The organism is Streptomyces sp. NPDC046909 (assembly GCF_040644695.1).
In the GTDB taxonomy this organism is placed as follows: domain Bacteria; phylum Actinomycetota; class Actinomycetes; order Streptomycetales; family Streptomycetaceae; genus Streptomyces.
Map to the genome: position 1 here is coordinate 1 of NZ_JBEYXC010000024.1, position 20,617 is coordinate 20,617.

Annotated in this window: 20 protein-coding genes; 12 read left to right on the forward strand and 8 right to left on the reverse strand. The window is 70.7% G+C overall.

The annotated features are described in order from the left end of the window. Positions 1-212: 212 nt before the first annotated feature. The 3 genes from ABZ928_RS47510 to sucB all read left to right on the forward strand — a co-directional run bounded on the left by ABZ928_RS47510 (position 213) and on the right by sucB (position 5,302). Complete coding sequence (locus tag ABZ928_RS47510) at positions 213-1,733, forward strand: leucyl aminopeptidase (protein ID WP_361534439.1); 1,521 nt, start codon at positions 213-215, stop codon at positions 1,731-1,733. 306 nt (positions 1,734-2,039) lie between these two features. After that, entirely contained in the window at positions 2,040-3,428 is a 1,389-nt protein-coding gene (lpdA, locus tag ABZ928_RS47515) for a dihydrolipoyl dehydrogenase (protein WP_361534442.1), read from the forward strand. A gap of 74 nt (positions 3,429-3,502) precedes the next feature. Next, positions 3,503-5,302, forward strand: coding sequence for a 2-oxoglutarate dehydrogenase, E2 component, dihydrolipoamide succinyltransferase (gene sucB, locus ABZ928_RS47520; protein WP_361534445.1), 1,800 nt, complete (start codon positions 3,503-3,505; stop codon positions 5,300-5,302). A gap of 55 nt (positions 5,303-5,357) precedes the next feature. Here sucB and ABZ928_RS47525 read toward each other — a convergent pair whose 3' ends face one another. Next, entirely contained in the window at positions 5,358-6,035 is a 678-nt protein-coding gene (locus ABZ928_RS47525) for a hypothetical protein (protein ID WP_361534448.1), read from the reverse strand. 262 nt (positions 6,036-6,297) lie between these two features. On the opposite strand from ABZ928_RS47525, the gene ABZ928_RS47530 reads away from it, so the two are divergent. The 6 genes from ABZ928_RS47530 (at position 6,298) to ABZ928_RS47555 (ending at position 13,216) form a co-directional block, all read left to right on the forward strand. Continuing rightward, positions 6,298-6,930: a GntR family transcriptional regulator gene (locus ABZ928_RS47530; protein WP_361534451.1), complete on the forward strand. Its 633-nt coding sequence runs from the start codon at positions 6,298-6,300 to the stop codon at positions 6,928-6,930. Positions 6,931-7,296: 366 nt separating this feature from the next. Continuing rightward, the gene (gene aceE, locus ABZ928_RS47535) at positions 7,297-10,002 is read left to right on the forward strand and encodes a pyruvate dehydrogenase (acetyl-transferring), homodimeric type (RefSeq protein WP_361534454.1); all 2,706 of its coding nucleotides are present in this window, start codon (positions 7,297-7,299) and stop codon (positions 10,000-10,002) included. A gap of 63 nt (positions 10,003-10,065) precedes the next feature. Further along, positions 10,066-11,046 (forward strand): WYL domain-containing protein, encoded by a 981-nt coding sequence (locus tag ABZ928_RS47540; RefSeq protein WP_361534457.1) that lies wholly within the window; start codon positions 10,066-10,068, stop codon positions 11,044-11,046. A gap of 56 nt (positions 11,047-11,102) precedes the next feature. Beyond that, positions 11,103-11,621, forward strand: coding sequence for a DUF4240 domain-containing protein (locus ABZ928_RS47545; protein WP_361534818.1), 519 nt, complete (start codon positions 11,103-11,105; stop codon positions 11,619-11,621). Between the two features lie 60 nt (positions 11,622-11,681). After that, positions 11,682-12,209, forward strand: a complete 528-nt coding sequence (locus tag ABZ928_RS47550; RefSeq protein WP_361534460.1) for a carboxymuconolactone decarboxylase family protein — start codon at positions 11,682-11,684, stop codon at positions 12,207-12,209. A 299-nt stretch (positions 12,210-12,508) separates the two neighbouring features. After that, the gene (locus ABZ928_RS47555) at positions 12,509-13,216 is read left to right on the forward strand and encodes an endonuclease/exonuclease/phosphatase family protein (RefSeq protein ID WP_361534463.1); all 708 of its coding nucleotides are present in this window, start codon (positions 12,509-12,511) and stop codon (positions 13,214-13,216) included. Positions 13,217-13,242: 26 nt separating this feature from the next. On the opposite strand, the gene ABZ928_RS47560 is transcribed toward ABZ928_RS47555, so the two are convergent. The 5 genes from ABZ928_RS47560 to ABZ928_RS47580 all read right to left on the reverse strand — a co-directional run bounded on the left by ABZ928_RS47560 (position 13,243) and on the right by ABZ928_RS47580 (position 16,493). Beyond that, the gene (locus tag ABZ928_RS47560; RefSeq protein WP_361534466.1) at positions 13,243-13,479 is read right to left on the reverse strand and encodes a hypothetical protein; all 237 of its coding nucleotides are present in this window, start codon (positions 13,477-13,479) and stop codon (positions 13,243-13,245) included. Between the two features lie 90 nt (positions 13,480-13,569). Further along, positions 13,570-13,836, reverse strand: coding sequence for a hypothetical protein (locus ABZ928_RS47565; protein ID WP_361534469.1), 267 nt, complete (start codon positions 13,834-13,836; stop codon positions 13,570-13,572). A gap of 603 nt (positions 13,837-14,439) precedes the next feature. Next, positions 14,440-15,324 carry a hypothetical protein gene (locus ABZ928_RS47570; protein ID WP_361534472.1) on the reverse strand — a complete coding sequence of 295 codons (885 nt, stop codon included), beginning with the start codon at positions 15,322-15,324 and terminating at the stop codon, positions 14,440-14,442. A gap of 102 nt (positions 15,325-15,426) precedes the next feature. Next, complete coding sequence (locus ABZ928_RS47575) at positions 15,427-15,684, reverse strand: DUF397 domain-containing protein (protein ID WP_361534475.1); 258 nt, start codon at positions 15,682-15,684, stop codon at positions 15,427-15,429. Then, complete coding sequence (locus tag ABZ928_RS47580; RefSeq protein WP_361534478.1) at positions 15,681-16,493, reverse strand: helix-turn-helix transcriptional regulator; 813 nt, start codon at positions 16,491-16,493, stop codon at positions 15,681-15,683. Before ABZ928_RS47580 ends, ABZ928_RS47575 begins: the two co-directional genes overlap by 4 nt. Positions 16,494-16,576: 83 nt before the next feature. Here ABZ928_RS47580 and ABZ928_RS47585 point away from each other — a divergent pair, with 83 nt between their 5' ends. Continuing rightward, entirely contained in the window at positions 16,577-17,038 is a 462-nt protein-coding gene (locus ABZ928_RS47585; protein ID WP_361534481.1) for an ATP-binding protein, read from the forward strand. Here ABZ928_RS47585 and ABZ928_RS47590 read toward each other — a convergent pair. Both ABZ928_RS47590 and ABZ928_RS47595 read right to left on the reverse strand, forming a co-directional pair. Then, the gene (locus ABZ928_RS47590) at positions 16,959-17,966 is read right to left on the reverse strand and encodes an ArsR family transcriptional regulator (RefSeq protein WP_361534484.1); all 1,008 of its coding nucleotides are present in this window, start codon (positions 17,964-17,966) and stop codon (positions 16,959-16,961) included. The genes ABZ928_RS47585 and ABZ928_RS47590 overlap by 80 nt on opposite strands. A 115-nt stretch (positions 17,967-18,081) precedes the next feature. Further along, a complete protein-coding gene (locus tag ABZ928_RS47595) occupies positions 18,082-18,846 on the reverse strand; it encodes a GAF and ANTAR domain-containing protein (protein WP_361534487.1) in 765 nt (254 codons plus the stop codon). 165 nt (positions 18,847-19,011) lie between these two features. Between ABZ928_RS47595 and ABZ928_RS47600 the strand changes: the two genes are divergently transcribed. Together ABZ928_RS47600 and ABZ928_RS47605 are read left to right on the forward strand one after the other, a co-directional pair. After that, positions 19,012-19,404: an STAS domain-containing protein gene (locus ABZ928_RS47600; protein ID WP_361534490.1), complete on the forward strand. Its 393-nt coding sequence runs from the start codon at positions 19,012-19,014 to the stop codon at positions 19,402-19,404. A gap of 56 nt (positions 19,405-19,460) precedes the next feature. Continuing rightward, positions 19,461-20,615, forward strand: coding sequence for a peptidoglycan bridge formation glycyltransferase FemA/FemB family protein (locus ABZ928_RS47605; RefSeq protein WP_361534493.1), 1,155 nt, complete (start codon positions 19,461-19,463; stop codon positions 20,613-20,615). The last annotated feature ends 2 nt before the right edge of the window (positions 20,616-20,617 follow it).

Below are 20,617 nucleotides of genomic sequence, written 5' to 3' on the forward strand. Positions count from 1 at the left end.
GTGCCGCCGCCGACCTCGTACCAGGTGGCGCCGGGCAGCGAGGGTTCGAGCCGCTTGCGCAGCTTGGCGCCGGAGCCGCCGCTGACGGCGACGCCCGAAGGGCGGGCCCGGCGGGAATGCGGCGCCAGGGCCTAGGGTCGGCTGTCGGGCCCGGTCGACCCACCCAAGTTCGACCAACGTGAACTTCACATCGGAAGCGAGATTTCACCACCGTGACTGCTCTCACTCTCAGCACCGCTGCGGCGCCCGGCCTGCGGGCCGACGCGATCGTGATCGGTGTCGCCAAGGGCGCGAAGGGCCCGGTCGTCGCCCCGGGCGCCGAGGCCGTGGACAAGGCCTACGACGGCAAGCTCGCCGGCGTCCTGGAGACTCTCGGTGCCGCCGGCGCCGAGGGCGAGGTGACGAAGCTCCCCGCCCCGTCCGGCTTCAAGACCCCGCTCGTCCTGGCGGTGGGGCTCGGCCCGGAGCCCGAGAAGGACTCCTCCTTCGACTCCGAGGCGCTGCGCCGGGCCGCCGGTGCGGCCGCCCGCGCGCTGTCCGGCGCCAAGAAGGCCGCGTTCGCGCTGCCGCTGGCGGACGCCGCCGACGCCGGTGCGATCGCGGAGGGCGCGCTGCTCGGCGCGTACTCCTTCGACGCGTACAAGGAGAACGGCAAGGACCCGAAGAACGGCAAGGCGCCGCTCGCCGAGGTGTCCCTGCTCGGCGGCAAGCCGCGGGACCGCGCGTACAAGGCCGCCGTCGAGCGGGCGCTCGCGGTCGCCGAGGAGCTGAACCGCGCTCGTGACCTGATCAACACCCCGCCGAACGACCTCTACCCCGAGGCGTTCGCGGCCGTGGCGCTGGCCGCGGGCAAGGAGCACGGCATCAAGGTGCAGGTGCTCGACGACAAGGCGCTGGTCAAGGGCGGCTACGGCGGCATCCTGGGCGTCGGCGGCGGGTCCGAGGCCAAGCCGCGGCTCGTGAAGCTGACGTACACGTCCGCCAAGGCGAAGAAGCACCTCGCGCTCGTCGGCAAGGGGATCACGTACGACTCGGGCGGCATCTCGCTGAAGCCCGCCGGGCACAACGAGACGATGAAGTGCGACATGAGCGGGGCGGCGGCGGTTTTCGCCGCCATCGTCGCTGTCGCTCGGCTGGGTCTCGAAGTGAACGTCACCGGGTGGCTGGCGCTGGCCGAGAACATGCCGTCGGGGTCCGCCGTGCGGCCGGGTGACGTGCTGCGCATGTACAGCGGCAAGACCGTCGAGGTGCTCAACACCGACGCGGAGGGGCGGCTCGTTCTCGCCGACGCCCTGTGGGCGGCGTCCGAGGAGAAGCCGGACGCGATCGTCGACGTGGCGACGCTGACCGGGGCGATGATGCTGGCGCTGGGCAGCCGGACGTTCGGGATCATGGCCAACGATGACGCGTTCCGGTCGGCCGTGCACGAGGCGGCGGAGGAGGTCGGCGAGCCTGCCTGGCCGATGCCGCTGCCCGAGCACCTGCGCAAGGGGATGGACTCCCCTACCGCTGACATCGCGAACATGGGTGAGCGGATGGGTGGCGGTCTGGTCGCCGGGCTCTTCCTGCGGGAGTTCGTGGGCGAGGGCATCACCTGGGCGCACCTTGACATCGCCGGGCCCGCGTTCAATGAGGGTGGGCCGTTCGGGTACACGCCCAAGGGGGGTACGGGTACCGCTGTGCGTACGTTGGTGCGGCTGGCGGAGCTGACTGCCGCGGGTGACCTGGGCTGACCTACCTCGCCCAGTAGCTCGATCCCTCAGGGGCGTGGGCGAGTGCGGACCGGTTGTGGCTGGTCGCGCAGTTCCCCGCGCCCCTCAGGTGTCTCACCGCGGCCCCCACTGAAAAGTGAGGTGCTCACATGTGAGCGTGTGGTGTCTCACACCCCGGCCCGGCGTCTCGTTCGGTCCCGACAAGTGCGAAGATGGGCTCGGCAGGACAGGGCCCCCACCACAGGGCCGAAGAAAGAGCGGCCGGACACCAGCCGCCGCCCGGTCACTGGAGACCGGCGTACGGCGCACATGCATGGAGGACGTGACGTGGCGAACGACGCCAGCACCGTTTTCGACCTAGTGATCCTCGGCGGTGGTAGTGGCGGTTACGCCGCGGCGCTGCGCGGGGCCCAGCTGGGGCTTGACGTCGCCCTGATCGAGAAGGACAAGGTCGGCGGTACCTGCCTGCACCGGGGATGCATCCCCACGAAGGCCCTGCTGCACGCGGGCGAGATCGCCGACCAGGCCCGCGAGAGCGAGCAGTTCGGTGTGAAGGCGACCTTCGAGGGCATCGACATCGCGGGAGTCCACAAGTACAAGGACGGTGTCATCGCCGGCCTGTACAAGGGGCTCCAGGGGCTTGTCGCCTCCCGCAAGGTGACGTACATCGAGGGTGAGGGGCGGCTCTCCTCCCCCACCTCGGTCGATGTCAACGGCCAGCGCATCCAGGGGCGCCACGTGCTCCTGGCGACCGGCTCCGTGCCGAAGTCGCTGCCGGGCCTGGAGATCGACGGCAACCGGATCATCTCCTCGGACCACGCCCTCGTCCTGGACCGCGTACCGAAGTCCGCGATCATCCTCGGCGGCGGCGTCATCGGCGTCGAGTTCGCCTCCGCCTGGAAGTCCTTCGGTGCGGACGTCACCGTCATCGAGGGCCTCAAGCACCTCGTCCCGGTCGAGGACGAGAACTCCTCCAAGCTTCTTGAGCGCGCGTTCCGCAAGCGCGGCATCAAGTTCAACCTGGGCACCTTCTTCTCGAAGGCCGAGTACACCGCCGACGGCGTCAAGGTCACCCTGGCCGACGGCAAGGAGTTCGAGGCCGAGGTCCTGCTCGTGGCCGTGGGCCGCGGTCCGGTCTCCGCCGGGCTCGGCTACGAGGAGCAGGGCGTCGCGATGGACCGCGGCTATGTCCTGGTCGACGAGTACATGCGGACGAACGTCCCCACCATCTCCGCCGTCGGCGACCTGGTCCCGACCCTCCAGCTCGCGCACGTCGGCTTCGCCGAGGGCATCCTGGTGGCGGAGCGTCTGGCCGGTCTCAAGGCCGTCCCGATCGACTACGACGGTGTCCCCCGCGTGACCTACTGCCACCCGGAGGTCGCCTCCGTCGGTATCACCGAGGCCAAGGCCAAGGAGATCTACGGTGCGGACAAGGTCGTCGCTCTGAAGTACAACCTGGCGGGCAACGGCAAGAGCAAGATCCTCAACACCGCGGGCGAGATCAAGCTCGTCCAGGTGAAGGACGGTGCCGTAGTCGGCGTCCACATGGTCGGCGACCGCATGGGCGAGCAGGTCGGCGAGGCCCAGCTGATCTACAACTGGGAAGCGCTGCCGGCCGAGGTCGCCCAGCTCATCCACGCCCACCCGACGCAGAACGAGGCGCTCGGCGAGGCCCACCTGGCACTGGCCGGCAAGCCGCTGCACGCACACGACTGACCCTCGGTCGACGAAGCGACTCCGCTCACAGCGACGACACAGACTTCCGCAATTCGTAAGGAGCAACCGAAACCATGGCGGTTTCCGTAACCCTTCCGGCGCTCGGCGAGAGCGTCACCGAGGGCACCGTCACCCGCTGGCTGAAGGCCGAGGGTGAGCGAGTAGAGGCCGACGAGCCGCTGCTCGAAGTGTCGACCGACAAGGTCGACACCGAGATCCCCTCCCCCGCCGCCGGTGTTCTCGCGTCCATCAAGGTCGCCGAGGACGAGACGGTCGAGGTCGGCGCCGAGCTGGCCGTCATCGACGACGGCACGGGCGCGCCCGCCGCCGCCCCGGCCCCGGCCGCCGAGCCCGCGCCCGCCGCGGCTCCCGAGCCGGCTCCGGCTCCGGTCGCTGCCGCCCCGTCCACCGAGCAGGCCGCCCCGGCGCCCGCTCCCACCGCCGAGGCCGCCACCGGCGCCGGCTCCGCCGAGGGCACGGACGTCGTCCTGCCCGCACTCGGCGAGTCCGTCACCGAGGGCACCGTCACCCGCTGGCTGAAGGCGGTCGGCGACTCCGTCGACGCCGACGAGCCGCTGCTCGAGGTCTCCACCGACAAGGTCGACACCGAGATCCCGGCGCCCGTCGCCGGTGTCCTGCTGGAGATCACGGTCGGCGAGGACGAGACCGCCGAGGTCGGCGCCAAGCTGGCCGTCATCGGCGCTCCGGGTGCGGCTCCGGCCGCTGCTGCCCCTGCGGCTCCGGCCGCTCCGGCTCCGGCCCCGGCTGCTCCGGCCGCCCCCGTGGCCCCGCCGGCCCCGGCTCCGGCGCCTGCCGCTCCGGTGGCTCCGCCGGCCCCGGCCCCGGTCGCCGCTGCTCCGGCTCCGGCCCCCGCGCCGGTCGCCCCGGCCCCGGTCGCCGCTCCGGCTGCGCCCGCCCCCGTCGCCACCTCCGGTGACGACGGTGCCTACGTGACCCCGCTGGTGCGCAAGCTCGCCGCCGAGCACGGTGTCGCGCTGGCCTCCGTCAAGGGCACCGGCGTCGGCGGTCGGATCCGCAAGCAGGACGTCATCGCCGCCGCCGAGGCCGCGAAGGCCGCCGCCGCCGCTCCGGCTCCGGCCGCGGCTGCTCCGGCCGCCGCCGCGAAGAAGGCGCCGTCGCTGGAGGCCTCTCCCCTCCGTGGCCAGACCGTCAAGATGCCGCGCATCCGCAAGGTCATCGGCGACAACATGGTCAAGGCGCTGCACGAGCAGGCGCAGCTGTCCTCGGTCGTCGAGGTCGACGTCACGCGTCTGATGAAGCTGCGCGCCCGCGCCAAGGACTCCTTCGCCGCCCGTGAGGGCGTCAAGCTGTCCCCGATGCCGTTCTTCGTCAAGGCCGCGGCCCAGGCGCTGAAGGCGCACGCGCCGATCAACGCCAAGATCAACGAGGGCGAAGGCACGATCACCTACTTCGACACCGAGAACATCGGTATCGCGGTGGACTCCGAGAAGGGCCTGATGACCCCGGTCATCAAGCACGCGGGCGACCTCAACATCGCCGGCATCGCGAAGGCCACGGCGGAGCTGGCCGGCAAGGTCCGCGCCAACAAGATCACGCCCGACGAGCTGTCCGGCGCGACCTTCACCATCTCCAACACGGGTTCGCGCGGTGCGCTCTTCGACACGATCATCGTGCCGCCGGGCCAGGTCGCGATCCTCGGCATCGGTGCCACGGTCAAGCGTCCGGCCGTCATCGAGACCGAGGAGGGCACGGTCATCGGCGTCCGCGACATGACCTACCTGACCCTCTCCTACGACCACCGTCTGGTGGACGGCGCCGACGCGGCCCGTTACCTGACCGCGGTCAAGGCGATCCTGGAGGCGGGCGAGTTCGAGGTCGAGCTCGGCCTGTAAGCCGCTTGTACGGTGCCCCCGCCCGGAGCGTTCCACGGGCGGGGGCACCGTCGTGTCAGCGGGGCGTCAGCTTCTGGTCCGACCAGCCCCACAGCAGCTCCACCCACAGGTTCGGGATGGACAGCTTGTCCGCCTTGGTCAGCCCCTTCGTGCGGTAGGCCTTCAGGACGTCGTACGTCGCGTCGAGGCAGTCCCGGGAGGTGAGCTCACCGGTCCTCGGGTCGACCCCGACGAGGAAGCCGCGGGCCTCGACCTTGCGGATCATGGCCCAGGCGGCGTTGACGTCGTACCGCGAGGAGTCCGTGCAGCGGTAACGGCTGTACGGGTGCGTGGACTTGCCGGGGTAGTGCGCGTCCCGGGACATCTCGCTGAGCATGCGGTCGTACGTCCCCTGCGCGTGCCAGGCGCCGATGTCGCCGCCGGGCGGGGTGTACAGCTTGTTCGTGGGGTTCTCCACAGCGCCGTAGACCCACTGATTGGTCCCGGCGACCTTGAAGCCCCAGCCGACGTGCCCGAACTTCTGCGCCCCGTCCGGCTTGATGAAGACGCAGGCGCCGCCGGTCCGGCCGCCGCCCGCCATGTTCGTGATCGCCGCGCCGCCGTCGGTCGTGGCCTGAGCCGCCGCCTTCGTCCGGGTCGCCGTCTGCTGGCAGCCCGTCACGCCCAGCACCGTGCCGATCACGGCCGCCGCGGCCATCCAGCGGAGCGCTCCACGTCGTCCTCGGTCGTTCATGCCATCCCCCGATGGTTGGTGCACGGGGGCGCCCCTGGCGGACACTCCCATGCCGACCCCGACGGACAGCGGGCGCACAGGGTTGCGGTGGTGACACGGCGGTGACGGCTCCGGGCCGTACCCGGTACGGGTCTTTACAGGACGAGCCGCTGTGTGGAGCGTGTAAGTCTCGTCTCACCTGCATGAAAGCGCCCCCGTGCGCCCCTCCCCGACGCCCTCGCGGCCTTATTGTCTTTACGTCAAACGCCCTTAAGGAGCACTCATGACCGCGCCCGTCGTCCACTCGCTGCGCGAACAGATCCGCGAGCACATCGTGGAGGGGATCGTCAGCGGGCGCTGGCAGCCGGGTGAGCGCATCGTGGAGCGGCGGATCGCGACGGAGCTGGAGGTCAGCCAGACGCCGGTGCGGGAGGCGCTGCGCGAGCTGGAGTCGCTGCGGCTGATCGAGTCCGCGCCGAACAAGGGCGTCCGCGTACGGAACCTGACCGCGGCCGATCTGGAGGAGAGCTATCCCGTCCGGGCCGGTCTGGAGGCGATCGCGGCGGAGCTGGCGGCGGAGAAGCTGGCGGTGGACTGCTCGGCCCTGGAGCCGCATGTCGCCGCCCTGTACGAGGCGGACCGGGAGTCGGACGGCACGGCCCAGGTGCGGCACACGGTGGGCTTCCACCGGGAGATGGTGCGGGCCGCCGGGAACTCCGTGCTGCTGCACACCTGGGAGGGGCTCGGCATCGAGGTCTTCACGGCCCTGTCCATCCGCTGGCTGGGCACGGTCCAGCAGTCGTACGCGGAGGAGCACGAGGAGCTGGTACAGGCGTTCCGGAGGAGGGACCCCCGCATCGCCGAGCTGGTGAAGGCACACGTCCTGGGCTGCGCGCCAAGGCACGAGGGCGAATAGGCAGGGGTCCAGTGTGACCCCCTAGGGGCGCGGGGAACTGCGCGACCAGCCACAAAGCACCCGCACCCCCCAACGCACCAGCACCCCTGCGACGAGCCGGCCCCACCCGAGCACTCCCCCGCTCACCTGCGAAAACAGGCGCCAACGAAGGTCACCCCGTGCCACCGCCGGAGGCACCCCGTGCCGACTTTCTCGGAATCGAGAGGTTTTGCCCTTCAACCCTTTGATCGATCATCGATCAGGGAGTTACAGTCGCCGACGGGCTTCCACCCAAGCCCCACCGCCCTGTCCTGCCAAAGACCAAGGGCACCCCCCGAAGACCCTGCCTGATTGAGGGAACCCCCTTCGACCGAGGAAGGCGGCGACATGACCGACCCCTACGCCATCCAGCCGAGCGAGCTCGACCAGCTCCCGGACCGCGACCCCGAGGAGACCGCCGAATGGCAGGCCTCGCTGGACGCGGTCGCCAAGGCGGCCGGCCCGCACCGTGCCGCGTACCTGATGCGCCGCACGCTGGAGCGCGCGGAGGGCAACGGCGTCGCGCTGCCCAAGCTGCTCGAAACGGACTACGTCAACACCATCCCCACCGCCACCGAGCCGTCCGCGCCCGGTGACGAGGAGCTGGAGCGGAAGATCACCGCGTGGAACCGCTGGAACGCGGCCGCGATGGTCACCCGTGGCAGCAAATACGGCGTCGGCGGCCACATCGCCACCTTCGCCTCCGCGGCCTGGCTCTACGAGACCGGCTTCAACCACTTCTTCAAGGGCAAGGAGGCGGACGGTTCCGGCGACCAGCTCTACATCCAGGGCCACGCCTCCCCCGGCATCTACGCCCGCGCCTTCCTCGACGGCCGGCTGAACGAGCACCAGCTCGACAACTTCCGCCGCGAGTCGGGCGGCAACGGCCTGCCGTCGTACCCGCACCCGCGCCGCCTCCCCTGGCTGTGGGAGTTCCCGACCGTCTCCATGGGCCTCGGCCCGCTCTCCGCGATCTACCAGGCGCGCTTCAACCGCTACCTGACCAACCGCGGCATCAAGGACGTATCGGCTTCGCACGTCTGGGCGTTCCTGGGCGACGGCGAGATGGACGAGCCCGAGTCCACGGCGGCACTCGCACTGGCCTCGCGTGAGGGTCTCGACAACCTCACCTTCGTCATCAACTGCAACCTTCAGCGCCTCGACGGCCCGGTCCGCGCGAACTTCAAGATCGTGCAGGAGCTGGAGGCCCAGTTCCGCGGCGCCGGCTGGAACGTCATCAAGACGCTGTGGGGCACGGCGTGGGACGAGCTGTTCCAGCTCGACACCACGGGCGCGCTCGTACGACGGCTCCGCGAGGTACCCGACGCCCAGGTGCAGACGTACCAGACCCGCGACGCCGCCTACATCCGCCAGGACTTCTTCGGCAAGGACCCGGCGCTCGTCGAGATGGCGAAGCTGCTCAGCGACGACAAGATCATCGAGTGCTTCCACTTCTCGCGCGGTGGCCACGAGGCGCGCAAGGTGTACGCCGCCTACAAGGCCGCCGTCGAGTTCAAGGGCGCACCGACGGTCATCCTGGCCCAGACGGTCAAGGGCAACACCCTCGGCGAGGGCTTCGCGTCGAAGAACGCCAACCACCAGATGAAGAAGCTGACGGTGGACGAGTTCAAGACGATGCGCGACCTGCTCGAACTCCCCATCAGCGACAGCGAGTTCGTCGACGGGGTCGTGCCTTACGGCCACCCGGGCGCCGACTCCCCCGAGGTGCGCTACCTCCAGGAGCGCCGGGCCGCTCTCGGTGGTCCCGCGCCCGCCCGTCGTACGCACGCCCTCGCGCCCCTGCCCGCCCCCGCCGAGAAGGCTTTCGCCTCCTTCGACAAGGGCTCCGGCACGCAGAACGTGGCCACCACCATGGCCTTCGTCCGCCTCATCAAGGACCTGGTCCGCGACAAGGAGACGGGCAAGCGCTGGGTGCCGATCGTCCCCGACGAGGCGCGCACCTTCGGCATGGAGAGCCTGTTCCCGTCGCTCGGGATCTACTCCCCCAAGGGCCAGACGTACGAGCCGGTCGACCGTGACCAGCTGATGTACTACAAGGAGGCCAAGAACGGCCAGATCCTCAACGAGGGGATCACCGAGGCCGGTTCGATGGCCGACTTCATCGCCGCGTCCACCGCGTACTCCACGCACGGTGAGGCGATGATCCCGTTCTACATCTTCTACTCGATGTTCGGCTGGCAGCGGACCGCCGACCAGATGTGGCAGCTCGGCGACCAGCTCGGCCGCGGCTTCCTCGTCGGTGCGACGGCCGGCCGTACGACGCTGACGGGCGAGGGCCTCCAGCACGCGGACGGCCACTCGCCGGTCATCGCGGCGACGAACCCCGCCTCACTGACGTACGACCCGGCGTTCGCGTACGAGGTCGCGGCGATCGTGCGCGATGGCCTCCGCCGGATGTACGGCGAGGCGGCCCCGGGCGAGGACCCGAACGTCTTCTACTACCTGACGGTCTACAACGAGCCGATGCCGCAGCCGGCGAAGCCCTCCGGGCTCGGCATCGACGAGGGCATCGTCAAGGGCCTGTACCGCTTCAACACGGCGGAGTCGGCAGGCCTGAACGTGGCCGCCGCCAACGCCCCGCGCATCCAGCTGCTGAGCTCCGGCACGGCGATCCACTGGGCGCTGAACGCGCAGAAGCTGCTCGCCGAGGAGTGGGGTGTGGCCGCCGACGTATGGTCCGCGACCTCCTGGACCGAGCTGCGGCGCGACGCGCTGGAGGCGGACGCGGCGCTGCTGCGCGGCGAGGAGCGGGTGCCGTACGTCCGGCAGGCGCTCCAGGGTGCCGAGGGCCCGGTGCTGGCGGTGTCCGACTACATGCGCCAGGTTCCCGACCAGATCGCACAGTGGGTCGAGCAGGACTACTCCTCGCTGGGCGCCGACGGCTTCGGCCTCTCGGACACCCGCGAGGGCGCCCGCCGCCACTTCGGTGTCGACGCCGAGTCGATCGTGGTCGCGGCGCTGGCCCAGCTGGCCCGGCGCGGTGAGGTCAAGGCGACGGCCGTGAAGGAAGCGCGCGAGAAGTACGGGCTGTAGGTCTGTAGTGGTTGTGTGATGAGGCCCCCGCTTCGGCGGGGGCCTCGTTGCATCATGGGCCGTATGCGTGCCGCCCGCCTCATCAAGATGGTCCTGCTGCTCCAGTCCCGCCCCTCCATGACCGCCGCCGAGCTGGCGCGGGAGCTGGAGGTGTCGGAGCGGACGATCACCCGGGATGCGCAGGCGTTGTCGGAGGCGGGGGTTCCGGTGTACGCGGACCGGGGCCGGGCGGGGGGATACCGGCTGATCGGGGGGTATCGGACGCGGCTGACCGGGCTGGCGCGGGGTGAGGCGGAGGCGCTGTTCCTGAGCGGGGTGCCGGGGGCGCTGCGGGAGATGGGGCTGGAGGATGCCGCCTCCGCGGCCCGGCTGAAGGTGTCGGCGGCGTTGTTGCCGTCGTTGCGGGACGCCTCGAAGACCGCTGCTCAGCGGTTCCATCTGGACGCGCCGAACTGGTGGAGCGAGCCGAAGACGCCCGAGCTGCTGCCCGCGATCGCCGACGCGGTGTGGGACGACCGGCGGGTCATCGCCCGTTATCGCAAGGGCGAGGCGGAGGTGGAGCGGGAGCTGGAGCCGTACGGGCTCGTGCTGAAGGCGGGCGTCTGGTACCTGTGCGCGCGGGTGCCGGAGGCGGCGGGGGCGTACCGGGTGTACCGGATCGAGCGCTTCACGGCGGTGGACGCGCGCGAGGAGCGCTTCGCACGCGACGAGGAGTTCGATCTCCCCGGCTTCTGGGAGGAGCAGGCGGAACGGTTCGCGCGGTCGATCCTGCGGGCCGAGGTCGTCGTACGGCTGTCCCCGGACGGGGTGCGGAGGCTGCCGTACGCCCTCGCTGACCGGGTCTCCGCGCAGGAGGCGCTGGAGGGGGCGGGGGCGCCGGACGGGGACGGGTGGGTGACCGTGACGGTGGCGGTGGAGTCGGAGAAGGTCGCCCGTACGCAGCTGCTGTCGCTGGGGCCGGAGGTGGAGGTGCTGGCTCCGGAGGGGCTGCGGGCGCGGTTCGTGGAGGATGCGCGCCGTCTGGCCGGTCTGTACGGGACATAACAATCCGCCGCACTCCACGTGCGCCCCGTCCGCCCAGGGCCGATGCTGGACCCGTGATGGACGAGACGGAGTTCTGGGAGCTGGTGGACGCCACCCGCGAGGCCGCCGAGGGCGACCCGGAGGAGCAGGCCGACCTGCTCGTCGACAGGCTGCTCCAGCTGGACCCGGAGATGGTCCTCGACTTCGCCCGTCACTTCGAGGCCCGCTACAACCGCGCGTACACCTGGGACCTGTGGGGCGCCGCCTGGGTGCTGCTCGACGGGGCCAGCGACGACGCCTTCGACTTCTTCCGGTGCTGGCTGATCGGGCAGGGGCGTGAGGTGTACGAGGCCGGCGTGCACACGCCCGACTCGCTGGCCGACCTGCTCGACGACTTCGACGAGGAGATCGACGGGGACGGCGAGGAGCTCGGGTACGCCGCAGACGAGGCGTACGAGCAGCTCACCGGGACGGTCGCCCCCGACCTGGGGATCGCTCCCGCGCCTTCCGAGCCGGAGGGGACGCCGGTCGACTTCGAGAACGAGTCGGTGCTGGCGGAGCGGTATCCGAAGCTGTGGGAACGGTTCAAGGACTGACGTTCACTGATGTTCACTGACGTTTGTGTCCCGACTCTTCGTGTCTCGACTAGGGGGATCATGGCCCGCATCCCGTACCCGGAGCGTCCGGCCGACGGTGTCGCGAAGCTTCCCGTACCGCTCAACGCCTTCCGTATGCTCTCCCACGCCCCGCCGCTCACGGACACGGCGATCGACATGGGGCTGGCCGTGCTGACGGAGTCGACCCTGCCGGTCCGGTTGCGTGAGCTGGTGATCGTGGCGGTGGCGGCCGGGACCGAGTGTGAGTACGAGGCCGTGCAGCACCGGCCGATCGCGCTGAACTCCGGTGTCACGGAAGCCCAGTTGGCGGCGATCGCCGAACTGCGCTCCAGCGGGCCGGAGTTCGACGGGAGCGAGTCGGCGGCGGTGACGGCGGTCTTCGAGCTGGTGGCCCGACACACCCTGTCGGAGGGCGGGTTGGCTGGTTTGCGCGCCTGCTTCACGGACCGGCAGGTCGTCGAGATCGTCACGACGGTCGGGTACTACGTCATGCTGGCGGGCTTGATGAACGGCCTCGGCGTGGACGTGGATCCGTCCGGCGAGCAGTTCCTGGAGTTCTCCCGCTAGGCGGGAATCGGCCACTTCTCTTCTCAGTATCGCCAGGTACAGTGCGGCACTTCTGAGGCATGTGTTGCACGGGTTGGGGAAGGGACTGGGGATGCTCACTCGCCGTAGCGCGATATCCGGGGCGGTCGCTGTGGTCGCGGGGGCGACCGCGGGCGTGGCCGGCGCCACGTCGGCCACCGCCGCCGAGCAGGGTCGGCGGCACCGGCTGACGGTCGCGAGCTACAACCTGTACATCGGCGCCAATCTGACCCCGATCATCGAGGAAGCGGGGACCGCTCGGCGGGACCCTTGCCGTCACCATGGACTATCTCCGGGTGCTGCTGCGGGCGTTGGCCGCGCAGGGCCTGCACTACCGGGTGGCCGCGCGCAACACGAACTTCAGCGGTACGTTCCCGCTGTCGTCGACGGAGGCGGCCTCCCTCACCGACCACGACGTCCTGCCGGTCCGTGAGGGTGTGAAGGTCACGCACGCCGCGTCGGCGAACTACGACGCGAGGATCACCCTGCCCGCCGCCGACGGCAGCGAGATCGTCATCCCGGAGGGCTACGCCTCCGCCGTCATCGAGGCCGGCGGTCGGCGGGCCAAGGTGACCACGACCCACCCCGAGTCCTACTCGACGGCCATCCGCGACGCGCAGACCGCCCAGCTCAACGCCTGGCTGAAGGACAGCGAGGGCAGCGACCTGCCCAATGTCGTCCTCGGTGACTTCAACGACCGCAACACCGACACCACCGGCTCCTACCAGCAGTTCCTCGACGCCGGGTACGGCGACGCCTACACCGACCTGCACGGATCGACCGGCGGCTGGACGGCGGGCCAGGACGACAGCCTCGCGGAGACGCCGTCGGCGCTGGATCACCGGGTGGACTTCGTCTTCTACCAGCGCGGCCGACTCCGCCCGCTCACGGCCCGGACCGTGGGCGACACGACGGACCAGATGACGCGCACGCCGGTGCCGTTGTGGCCGTCGGACCACGCGGGCCTGATCGCCACGTTCGCCGTGTAGGCAGCGGCTGCCTCCGGCTCGGCTCGTCAGGCCGCCGCCGTACGCCTGCGGGTCGGGTCCGTCGGGATGTACGCCTGGGTCTGGTCGGTCTTGACCACCGCGTGGTGCATCGGGGCCGCGTTGGCCTGGTCCAGGGCGGAGGCCGTGACGGCGGCCGGGCCGAGGACGACGGCCGCGGCGGCGCAGAGGGCCGCCCAGGGGCCGCGGGCCGTCTTGACCCAACCGGTCGTCTTCTCCGTGGTGTTGGTGTGACTGCTGTTCATCTTCCCCACCTCCAGTCAGTGCGTATGGCAGGACAGTAGGCCCGCTGTTTCGGGGTGATCGTTGAGTTCGCTACGAGAAACCTGTGAGCGTCAGCCGTGCCGTCCGCGGCGGCGGAGTCGGCGAGCACCGAGGAGGGTGAGGGCGCCGAGGGCGGTGAGACCGGCGGCGGCCGCGGCGATCGGTCCCTCGTGGCCGTCGGCGCCGGTGTGGGCCATGGAGCCGGGGTTGCCGCTCGCCGGGGACGTCGGGGCGGGGGTCGAGTCTGAGGTCTTCAGGCTCAGGGCGTAGCGCGCGGTGTTGTTGGAGGTGTCCGGGTCCAGCCAGCGGCTGTTGGCGACGGCGGTGGTGGCCTCCACCGTTCCGGCCCCGGTGACCGTTCCGGCGAGGGTGAAGGTGCCGAGGGTGTCGGCGGCACGGGTGCTGCGGGTGGGCCCTTGCAGGTGAGGGTGGACAGGGTGCAGGTCCAGCCGGTCGGGCCGGTGAGGGAGGCCGGGTCGAAGCCGTCGTACGCGGTGAGGGTGACTGTGGCGCCTCGGCTGGTGTCGGGGCCGTTGTTGGTGAGGGTGAAGGGGAGGGAGACGCTCTGACCGGAGGTGACCGTGGCGTAGCCGGTTTCGGCTCCGGTCGGCGCGCCGGTCACCCAGGCCTCGAAGGTCGTCCTCCGCTCGGACGTGGCCGACTGCTCCGGCGAGGCCGACGCCGATACGGATGCCGACGCCGATGCAGATGCCGATGCGCTCGGCGTGGCCGACGGCGAGTCCAGCGCCTCCGCGCCGCCCATCTGGAGCCCCGCCGCCCCCAGTACGACCGCGGTCGCGACCAGCACACTGCGACGACTGCCTGTGCGTGACACGGAACCCTCCAACCGGGCGGACATCGACATCCACGACATGACGTCCGGTCAGATATTCGCAATTCGCACCGATTTGCACCGACCCGGTGACGGGGTGTTCGAATGTTCACTCGACAGGGCGCAGGACGAGCCTGCACAGGTCCCGCCCCTTGAGCGCCGTCAGGACCGAGGGCGACGGTGTCGGTGTCGGTGTCGGTGTCGACGCCGGGCCCAGGCCCGCACAGCGGCGGCAGATGCCCTCGCCGGTGCCGCGCGGCAGCGGGTCGCGGCACTCCGCGCACTCACCCAGCCGCTCGACTTGCTTGCGCGGGGCGGGAGTTCGGGCCTTCAGGCGGTACGCGATGAGGGCCGCCGCCGATTTGACGGGGCTGGGCAGCGTCGCCGTCACCGCCTGGCGGAGGTCCGCCTCTGTCGCCCCCGACTCCAGCCAGCGCGCGACGAGAGGCGTCAGCCGCGCCACCTCGCCCGCGCCGAGGCGCAGCGACGGGGTGTGGTCGCCGAGGCGGGCCAGGAACGCCGCGGCCTCGCGCTCCGCGGGCTCGGCGGGCTCGGCGGCCGGGTTGGGGGTGTTCTCCTCTTCGGTGTTCTCACCGAAGGTGGATGCGCCGACGGCCTGGTCGGTCACGCCGCCGACCGGCGGGTCCTGGTCAGTCGGCGGCACGGTTCCGAAGGCCGCGGCGATCTCGGCCTCCGTCTTCAACGCCACGTTGGACACGAGCACTTGGGTGGACCAGCGGCCCGTTTCCGGATCCTGCGTCCGGCGGGTGTGGAGGTAGCCCTCCTCTTCCAGCTGGCGTCGCGCCTTCCGTACGGCGAGGCGGCCTTCCGGCATCTTTTCGCCGATGGACTGGATGGTCTCGCGGGAGTCGTCCGGGAGGGAGAGGGCCCATTGGAGGAGCCTGACCGCCGTGCCGTTCAGACGGGGGTGCCGGATGATGTCGTTCGGCGTCTGGGAGAAGAACCGGGCAGGCGGGATAGCATGCTTGAGCATCGCGATGGACCTCAGATCCAGTCGTCGGTGAAGGCCCTCAGACCGGTGTTGGCGCACCACTGAGGGCCGCTCCGCGTTAGCGCACGGAGAGTGATTACGCGGTTACTCTACCGCCGTCCGAGTGGTGGAGTTTACGAAAGCCGTCCACGCGTCCGACGAAAGGGCAAGCGTGGGGCCGGACTTGGCCTTGGAGTCACGGACGTGGACCGTGGGGCCGGTTTCTTCTAGGGCGACTTCGAGGCATTCGCCGCCCGCATCACCGCTGTACGTCGACTTCCGCCACTCCAGGGCCACTTCGAGGCAATCACCGCCCTGACTGCCGCTGTAGCTGGACTTGAACCACTTCAGATCGGCGGTCATAGCTCCCCTGCCATCTGCTCGATCACCTTCACGGAGTCGCTCGGCGTGAGCGCCTGCGTCCGGATCATGCCATAGCGCTGCTGGAAGTTGCCGACCTCTTCCCGGTCATCGATCACGAAGCCGTAGGACTGCCCTTCGACGTAGGCCACCCACTGCCGTTGCTTCGTCTCCAGCAGGGTGAAGGGACCGTCGAACCCGGCATGGCCCTGGTACCGCATCGGCATGACCTGGATCGACACGTTCCTCAACTCGGAGAGTTCCAGCAATCGCTCCAACTGCCCCTTGGCCACCACCGGCCCGCCCACGGGGCGTCGCAGCACCCACTCCTCGATAACCAGCGCGAGGGATACGGCAGGTACGCGGGTCAGCAGTTTCTGTCGCGCCAAGCGTGCCCGCACCCGGCTCTCGACCTCCTCGTCATCCAGCATCGGGCAGTACTCACCGAGCACCGCACGCGCGTACCCTTCGGTCTGCACCAGCCCTTTGATCACATGTGCGTCGTACGACCAGACGCTGACCGCCTCAGCCTCCAAATCCACGTACTCCCCGAACCACGACGGATGCGGACTCCTTTCCAAATGCTCCGCCGCCGCATCGATCGCCACACGCGCGTTCAGGAACTCCCCCGCCCGCGCCACGAACTGCGCACTGGGCATCCGCTCCCCACGCTCGACCATCCCCACCTGCGACGCCGAATACCCGACGTACTCGCCGAACCGCTCCCTCGAAGCCCCCTGCGCCTCCCGTAGCGCCCGCGCCACCGCGCCGAACATCCGCATGCTCGACGAACCCTCAACACGCTCCTGCACAGCGAACCCCCTTCCCGTCACACCCCGTTGTGTGTCGCGATTACCCCTGGTCAGGCTAGCCCCGCGTCACGCACCGTGAGGCCATGCACACGCAATCGCCACCCGAAGTGGTGCTGCAACTCCTCGCCGAGCCCGAGAGGTTCGCCGCCGTACGCCGGGTCGTCCGGGCGCAGTTGGAGGACTGGGGGCACGCCGATCTCGCCGACGACGCCTCCGTGTGCGTCACCGAGATACTGACGAACGTCCATCGCCACGTGGACTCCCCCGAGTGCGAACTCCGGCTCCGCAAGCTCCCCGAGGGCGGCGTACGCGTATCCGTCGGCGACCGCTCCCCCGCCCTCCCCGTCTGGCACACCGAGCCCGACTGGGAAACCGAGAGCGGGCGCGGCATCTTCCTCATCGCGTCCGTGGCGGACGTCTGGGGCGTCACCCCGAAGCGCGGCGGCAAGCAGGTGTGGGCGCAGCTCAGACAGCCGTCGCCTCCACCACCGACAGAACCGTCGGGGTCGGGACGATGCGGGACAGGCGCAGCCCGGCGGCAGTGAACAGGGCCTCGAAATCGGCCTCTGTGCGTTCCCGGCCCACCAGCGCCGCCATCAGCAGCACGTCGAGCGTCTTGGACTGATGAGGGGCGTTGTCCCGGGGTACCACCGCGTCGATGACGAGGATCCGCCCGCCCGGCGCCAGCGCCTCCCGGCAGCGGCTCAGGATCGTGACGCTCTGGTCGTCGTCCCAGTCGTGGAGGATGCGCTTGAGGAGGTATACGTCCCCGGCAGGCACCGCCGTGAAGAAGTCGCCCTCCGCCACGCTCCAACGGCCCTTGGTCTCCTCGGTGTCCAGGCGGTGCCCGGCGAGGACGTGCGGCTGGTCGTAGAGGACGCCCCGCAGACCGGGACGGCCGCGCAGCACCTCCAGCAGCAGGCCCCCATGCCCGCCTCCGACGTCCACGACCGTCCCCGCATCCGGGAAGCCGTACGCGGCGGCGATCGGCGCGTTCTCCGGGTCGGACATCGCGGCCATCCCTTCGTGGAAGACGGCGGCGGTCTCCGCGTCCTGCGCGAAGTGTTCGAAGAACGGCATCCCGAAGATGCCCTCGAACGCCGAGGTCCCCTCCGTCAGACAGCGGTCCATCGAGGCGGCCGGCCACCACAGGCTGCGGTCGGTGTTCATGAGGATCGCCGAGCGGGCGGAGTGCGGAGCGTCGGTGCGCAGGGCGTCGCCGAGGGGCGTGAGGCGGAAGCCGCCCTCGGGGTCTTCCGCCACGACCCCGCGCGTGGCCAGCAGCCGTAGCACCCGGTAGAGGTTCCCCGCGTCGGTGCCGGTGGCCGAGGCCAGTTCGTCGGGCGAGCGGGGGCCGTCCGCCAAGTGATCCGCCACCCCCACGGCCGCCGCCGCCCGCAGCGCGGCCGGGAACCAGAAGCCCAGGGCCTCGTCGATGAGGAATGCGGCGGAAGCGCGCGAATCGGTCGTCATGGAGAACAGGATGGCCGCCGGGCGGGCGGCGCCGTCGGATTCGGGCGCGTCACGCGGGGGCTCGTGGAAGCAGGGTGGCGGGGCACGGTCGGCGCACTCCCCGCCGTGCACCGGCTCAGTGCTCCGGCGAGCGCGAAGTGAGCGGTGTCGGGGGTCCCGGGGGTTCTCCGGTCACCTTGGTGATGATGTCCGTGGCGACCTCGCGCAGCTTCCGGTTGCGGTTCTGGGAGGCGCGGGAGAGGAGCTGGAAGGCGTGCTCGGCGGAGCAGCGCTGCTGGCCCATGATGATGCCGAGGGCCTGGTCGATGACGGTGCGGGAGGCCAGGGCGCACTGGAGGTCCTCGCTGAGCCGGGTCCGGTCGGCGATCTTCTGGGCGACGCCGAGGGCGCCGGCGGCGTATCCGGCGAAGACGGTGGCCTGGTCCCGGACTTGGTCCAGGGAGCCGTCGGCCTCGGTGGCGTAGAGGTTCATCACGCCGATGGCCGGCCGGCCCGGGGGGATCAGGGGCAGCGAGAGGACCGACCGCAGCCCGTGCGCCTCGGCGCGCGAGGGGAACGTACCGAAGCGGTGCTCGTCCCCGATGTCCCGGACCAGGTGCGGCTCGCCGGTGCGCAGGGCCTCCAGGCAGGGGCCGTCACCGACGTCGTACTGCTCGTCGTCGAAGCGGGTGACCATCTCGTCGCTGGCGGCGGCGGGGCGCGGCCGGCCCTGTCGGCACAGGGTGATGGAGCAGTGCGGGGAGCCCGGCAGCAGGTCGGCGGCGAGTCGGACGAGGTCTCCGAGGAACGGCTCCAGCCGGTCGGAGTCCAGGAGCAGGCACTGGAGTCCGGCGAGGGCCCGCTCACCGACCCCGGGCGCGGGAGGCTGTGCTGGGGACATGGATACCGGGTAACCCGTAGGTCGAGTTGAATGCCGACCGCCCATTTCCCGGGGGCGGATTCACGAATCGGCCTTCACCCACAGGCAGGTTTCGGCTACCGTCGGTCGCGAAGAACTGGTCAGGAAGCGGCCGTTCCCGGTTGGAACCTGCCCCCGGAGCCCAGAGTGTCTCTGCCGGTCTTCCGCGCCCTCGGCCATGTCCTGGTGATCGGGGTGGACGAGGTCATCGACATCGCCAGCGCCGAGCATGTCCGCACCTCCCTCGTACGCCAACTGCTGCGCGCCCGCGGCCAGGAGGCGAGCGCGGTCGTCGTCGATCTGCGCGACCCGTGTCTGACCACCGCCGGCGTCGATGTCCTGGCGGACATACAGCACCTCGCCGACACGGTGGCGCTGCGGCTGCTCGTCGTCGCCCCGCACTCGGTCAGCCGCCGTGTCCTGCGGATCACCGAGGCCGACCGGCGGATGGAGGTCCATCCGGGGATGACGGCGGCGCTGCGGGCGCTCGGTGACCGACGTCACGGGCCGGGTCCGGAAGGTTCACCTCTGGACTCTTGACCCGTGCCGTGATCCCCGGCTTACCGTGGCCGCCCCTGAACAGGAGCGCCCTGCCCATGACCAGCCCGTACGTGCGGGAGATATCGCGCGAGGACCATCTCGCCCACCTGCGGCTGTACCCCGACGCGAGCCATCTCCAGATCCCCGAGTGGGGCGATGTGAAGCCGGACTGGCTGGCGGAGAGCGTCGGTTGGTTCGAGGGCGAGGGTGACGGTCGGGCGATGGTGGCGGCCGCGCTCGTCCTGTACCGGCCGCTGCCGGGGACTCGGCGCTTCCTGGCGTACCTTCCCGACGGTCCTGAGATCGACTGGCGGGATCCGCGGCTCGAACGGTGGCTGGATCCGCTGGTCGCCCATCTGGAGGCGCGCGGGGCGTTCGCCGTGCGGATCGGGCCGCCCGTCGTCGTACGGCACTGGGACCCGGCGACCGTCACGAAGGGCGTCGCCGACCCCGCCGTACGGCATCTGCGCGACCTTCCCGCGACCGACATCGACGGGTACGCGCTGGACGCCGCCGAGCGGCTGGGGCGGCTCGGGTGGCGGCGGTGCGCGGACGGCGACGGGGGCGGGAAGGGGAACGGGTTCGGGCTCGGGCAGCCTCGGTACGGATGTCACATTCCGCTCGCGGGGCGGACCGTCGACGATCTGCGCGGCGGGCTCGCCCCGCACTGGGAGCAGGCCCTGCGTACGGCGGAGGGGGCCGGGGTGCGGGTGTCGTGGGGCTCGGCGTCCGATCTGCCCGACTTCCATCGGCTGTACGTCGCCACTGCCGCCCACGACGGGTTCAAGGCACGGCCACTGGACTACTTCCGGCGGATGTGGAAGGCCTTGAACGCCGAAGACGACGACCGGGTGCGGCTCTATCTCGCCGAGTACGACGGTGTCGTACTGTCCGCCGCGCTGATGATCAACGCCGGTCCGTGCTCGTGGCACTCGTATGCCGCGTCCGGCCGTCAGGGGCGTCAACTGCGGCCCAGCAGCGCCCTGTTGTGGCGGATGCTGTGCGACGCGCGGGCGGCGGGCGTCGACACGTACGACCTGCGGTCCATCACCCCGAACCTCACGGCCGACGACCGGCTGCTGGGGCGGCTGCGCTTCAAGGTGGGCGCGGGCGGGCACGCCGTGGAGTACCTCGGGGAGTGGGAGCGGCCGGTGGGGAGTCAGGGGAAGGTGCTCCAGCGGGCGGTGCGCGCGTATCTCGGGCGCCGGTGAGG

Bases quoted from the DNA above. Each gene is read 5' to 3' on its own strand.
- sucB (WP_361534445.1), top strand. From the start codon at position 3,503: ATGGCGGTTTCCGTAACCCTTCCGGCGCTCGGCGAGAGCGTCACCGAG.
- ABZ928_RS47525 (WP_361534448.1), bottom strand. From the start codon at position 6,035: ATGAACGACCGAGGACGACGTGGAGCGCTCCGCTGGATGGCCGCGGCG.
- ABZ928_RS47530 (WP_361534451.1), top strand. From the start codon at position 6,298: ATGACCGCGCCCGTCGTCCACTCGCTGCGCGAACAGATCCGCGAGCAC.
- aceE (WP_361534454.1), top strand. From the start codon at position 7,297: ATGACCGACCCCTACGCCATCCAGCCGAGCGAGCTCGACCAGCTCCCG.
- ABZ928_RS47540 (WP_361534457.1), top strand. From the start codon at position 10,066: ATGCGTGCCGCCCGCCTCATCAAGATGGTCCTGCTGCTCCAGTCCCGC.
- ABZ928_RS47545 (WP_361534818.1), top strand. From the start codon at position 11,103: ATGGACGAGACGGAGTTCTGGGAGCTGGTGGACGCCACCCGCGAGGCC.
- ABZ928_RS47550 (WP_361534460.1), top strand. From the start codon at position 11,682: ATGGCCCGCATCCCGTACCCGGAGCGTCCGGCCGACGGTGTCGCGAAG.
- ABZ928_RS47555 (WP_361534463.1), top strand. From the start codon at position 12,509: ATGGACTATCTCCGGGTGCTGCTGCGGGCGTTGGCCGCGCAGGGCCTG.
- ABZ928_RS47560 (WP_361534466.1), bottom strand. From the start codon at position 13,479: ATGAACAGCAGTCACACCAACACCACGGAGAAGACGACCGGTTGGGTC.
- ABZ928_RS47570 (WP_361534472.1), bottom strand. From the start codon at position 15,324: ATGCTCAAGCATGCTATCCCGCCTGCCCGGTTCTTCTCCCAGACGCCG.
- ABZ928_RS47575 (WP_361534475.1), bottom strand. From the start codon at position 15,684: ATGACCGCCGATCTGAAGTGGTTCAAGTCCAGCTACAGCGGCAGTCAG.
- ABZ928_RS47585 (WP_361534481.1), top strand. From the start codon at position 16,577: ATGCACACGCAATCGCCACCCGAAGTGGTGCTGCAACTCCTCGCCGAG.
- ABZ928_RS47590 (WP_361534484.1), bottom strand. From the start codon at position 17,966: ATGACGACCGATTCGCGCGCTTCCGCCGCATTCCTCATCGACGAGGCC.
- ABZ928_RS47595 (WP_361534487.1), bottom strand. From the start codon at position 18,846: ATGTCCCCAGCACAGCCTCCCGCGCCCGGGGTCGGTGAGCGGGCCCTC.
- ABZ928_RS47605 (WP_361534493.1), top strand. From the start codon at position 19,461: ATGACCAGCCCGTACGTGCGGGAGATATCGCGCGAGGACCATCTCGCC.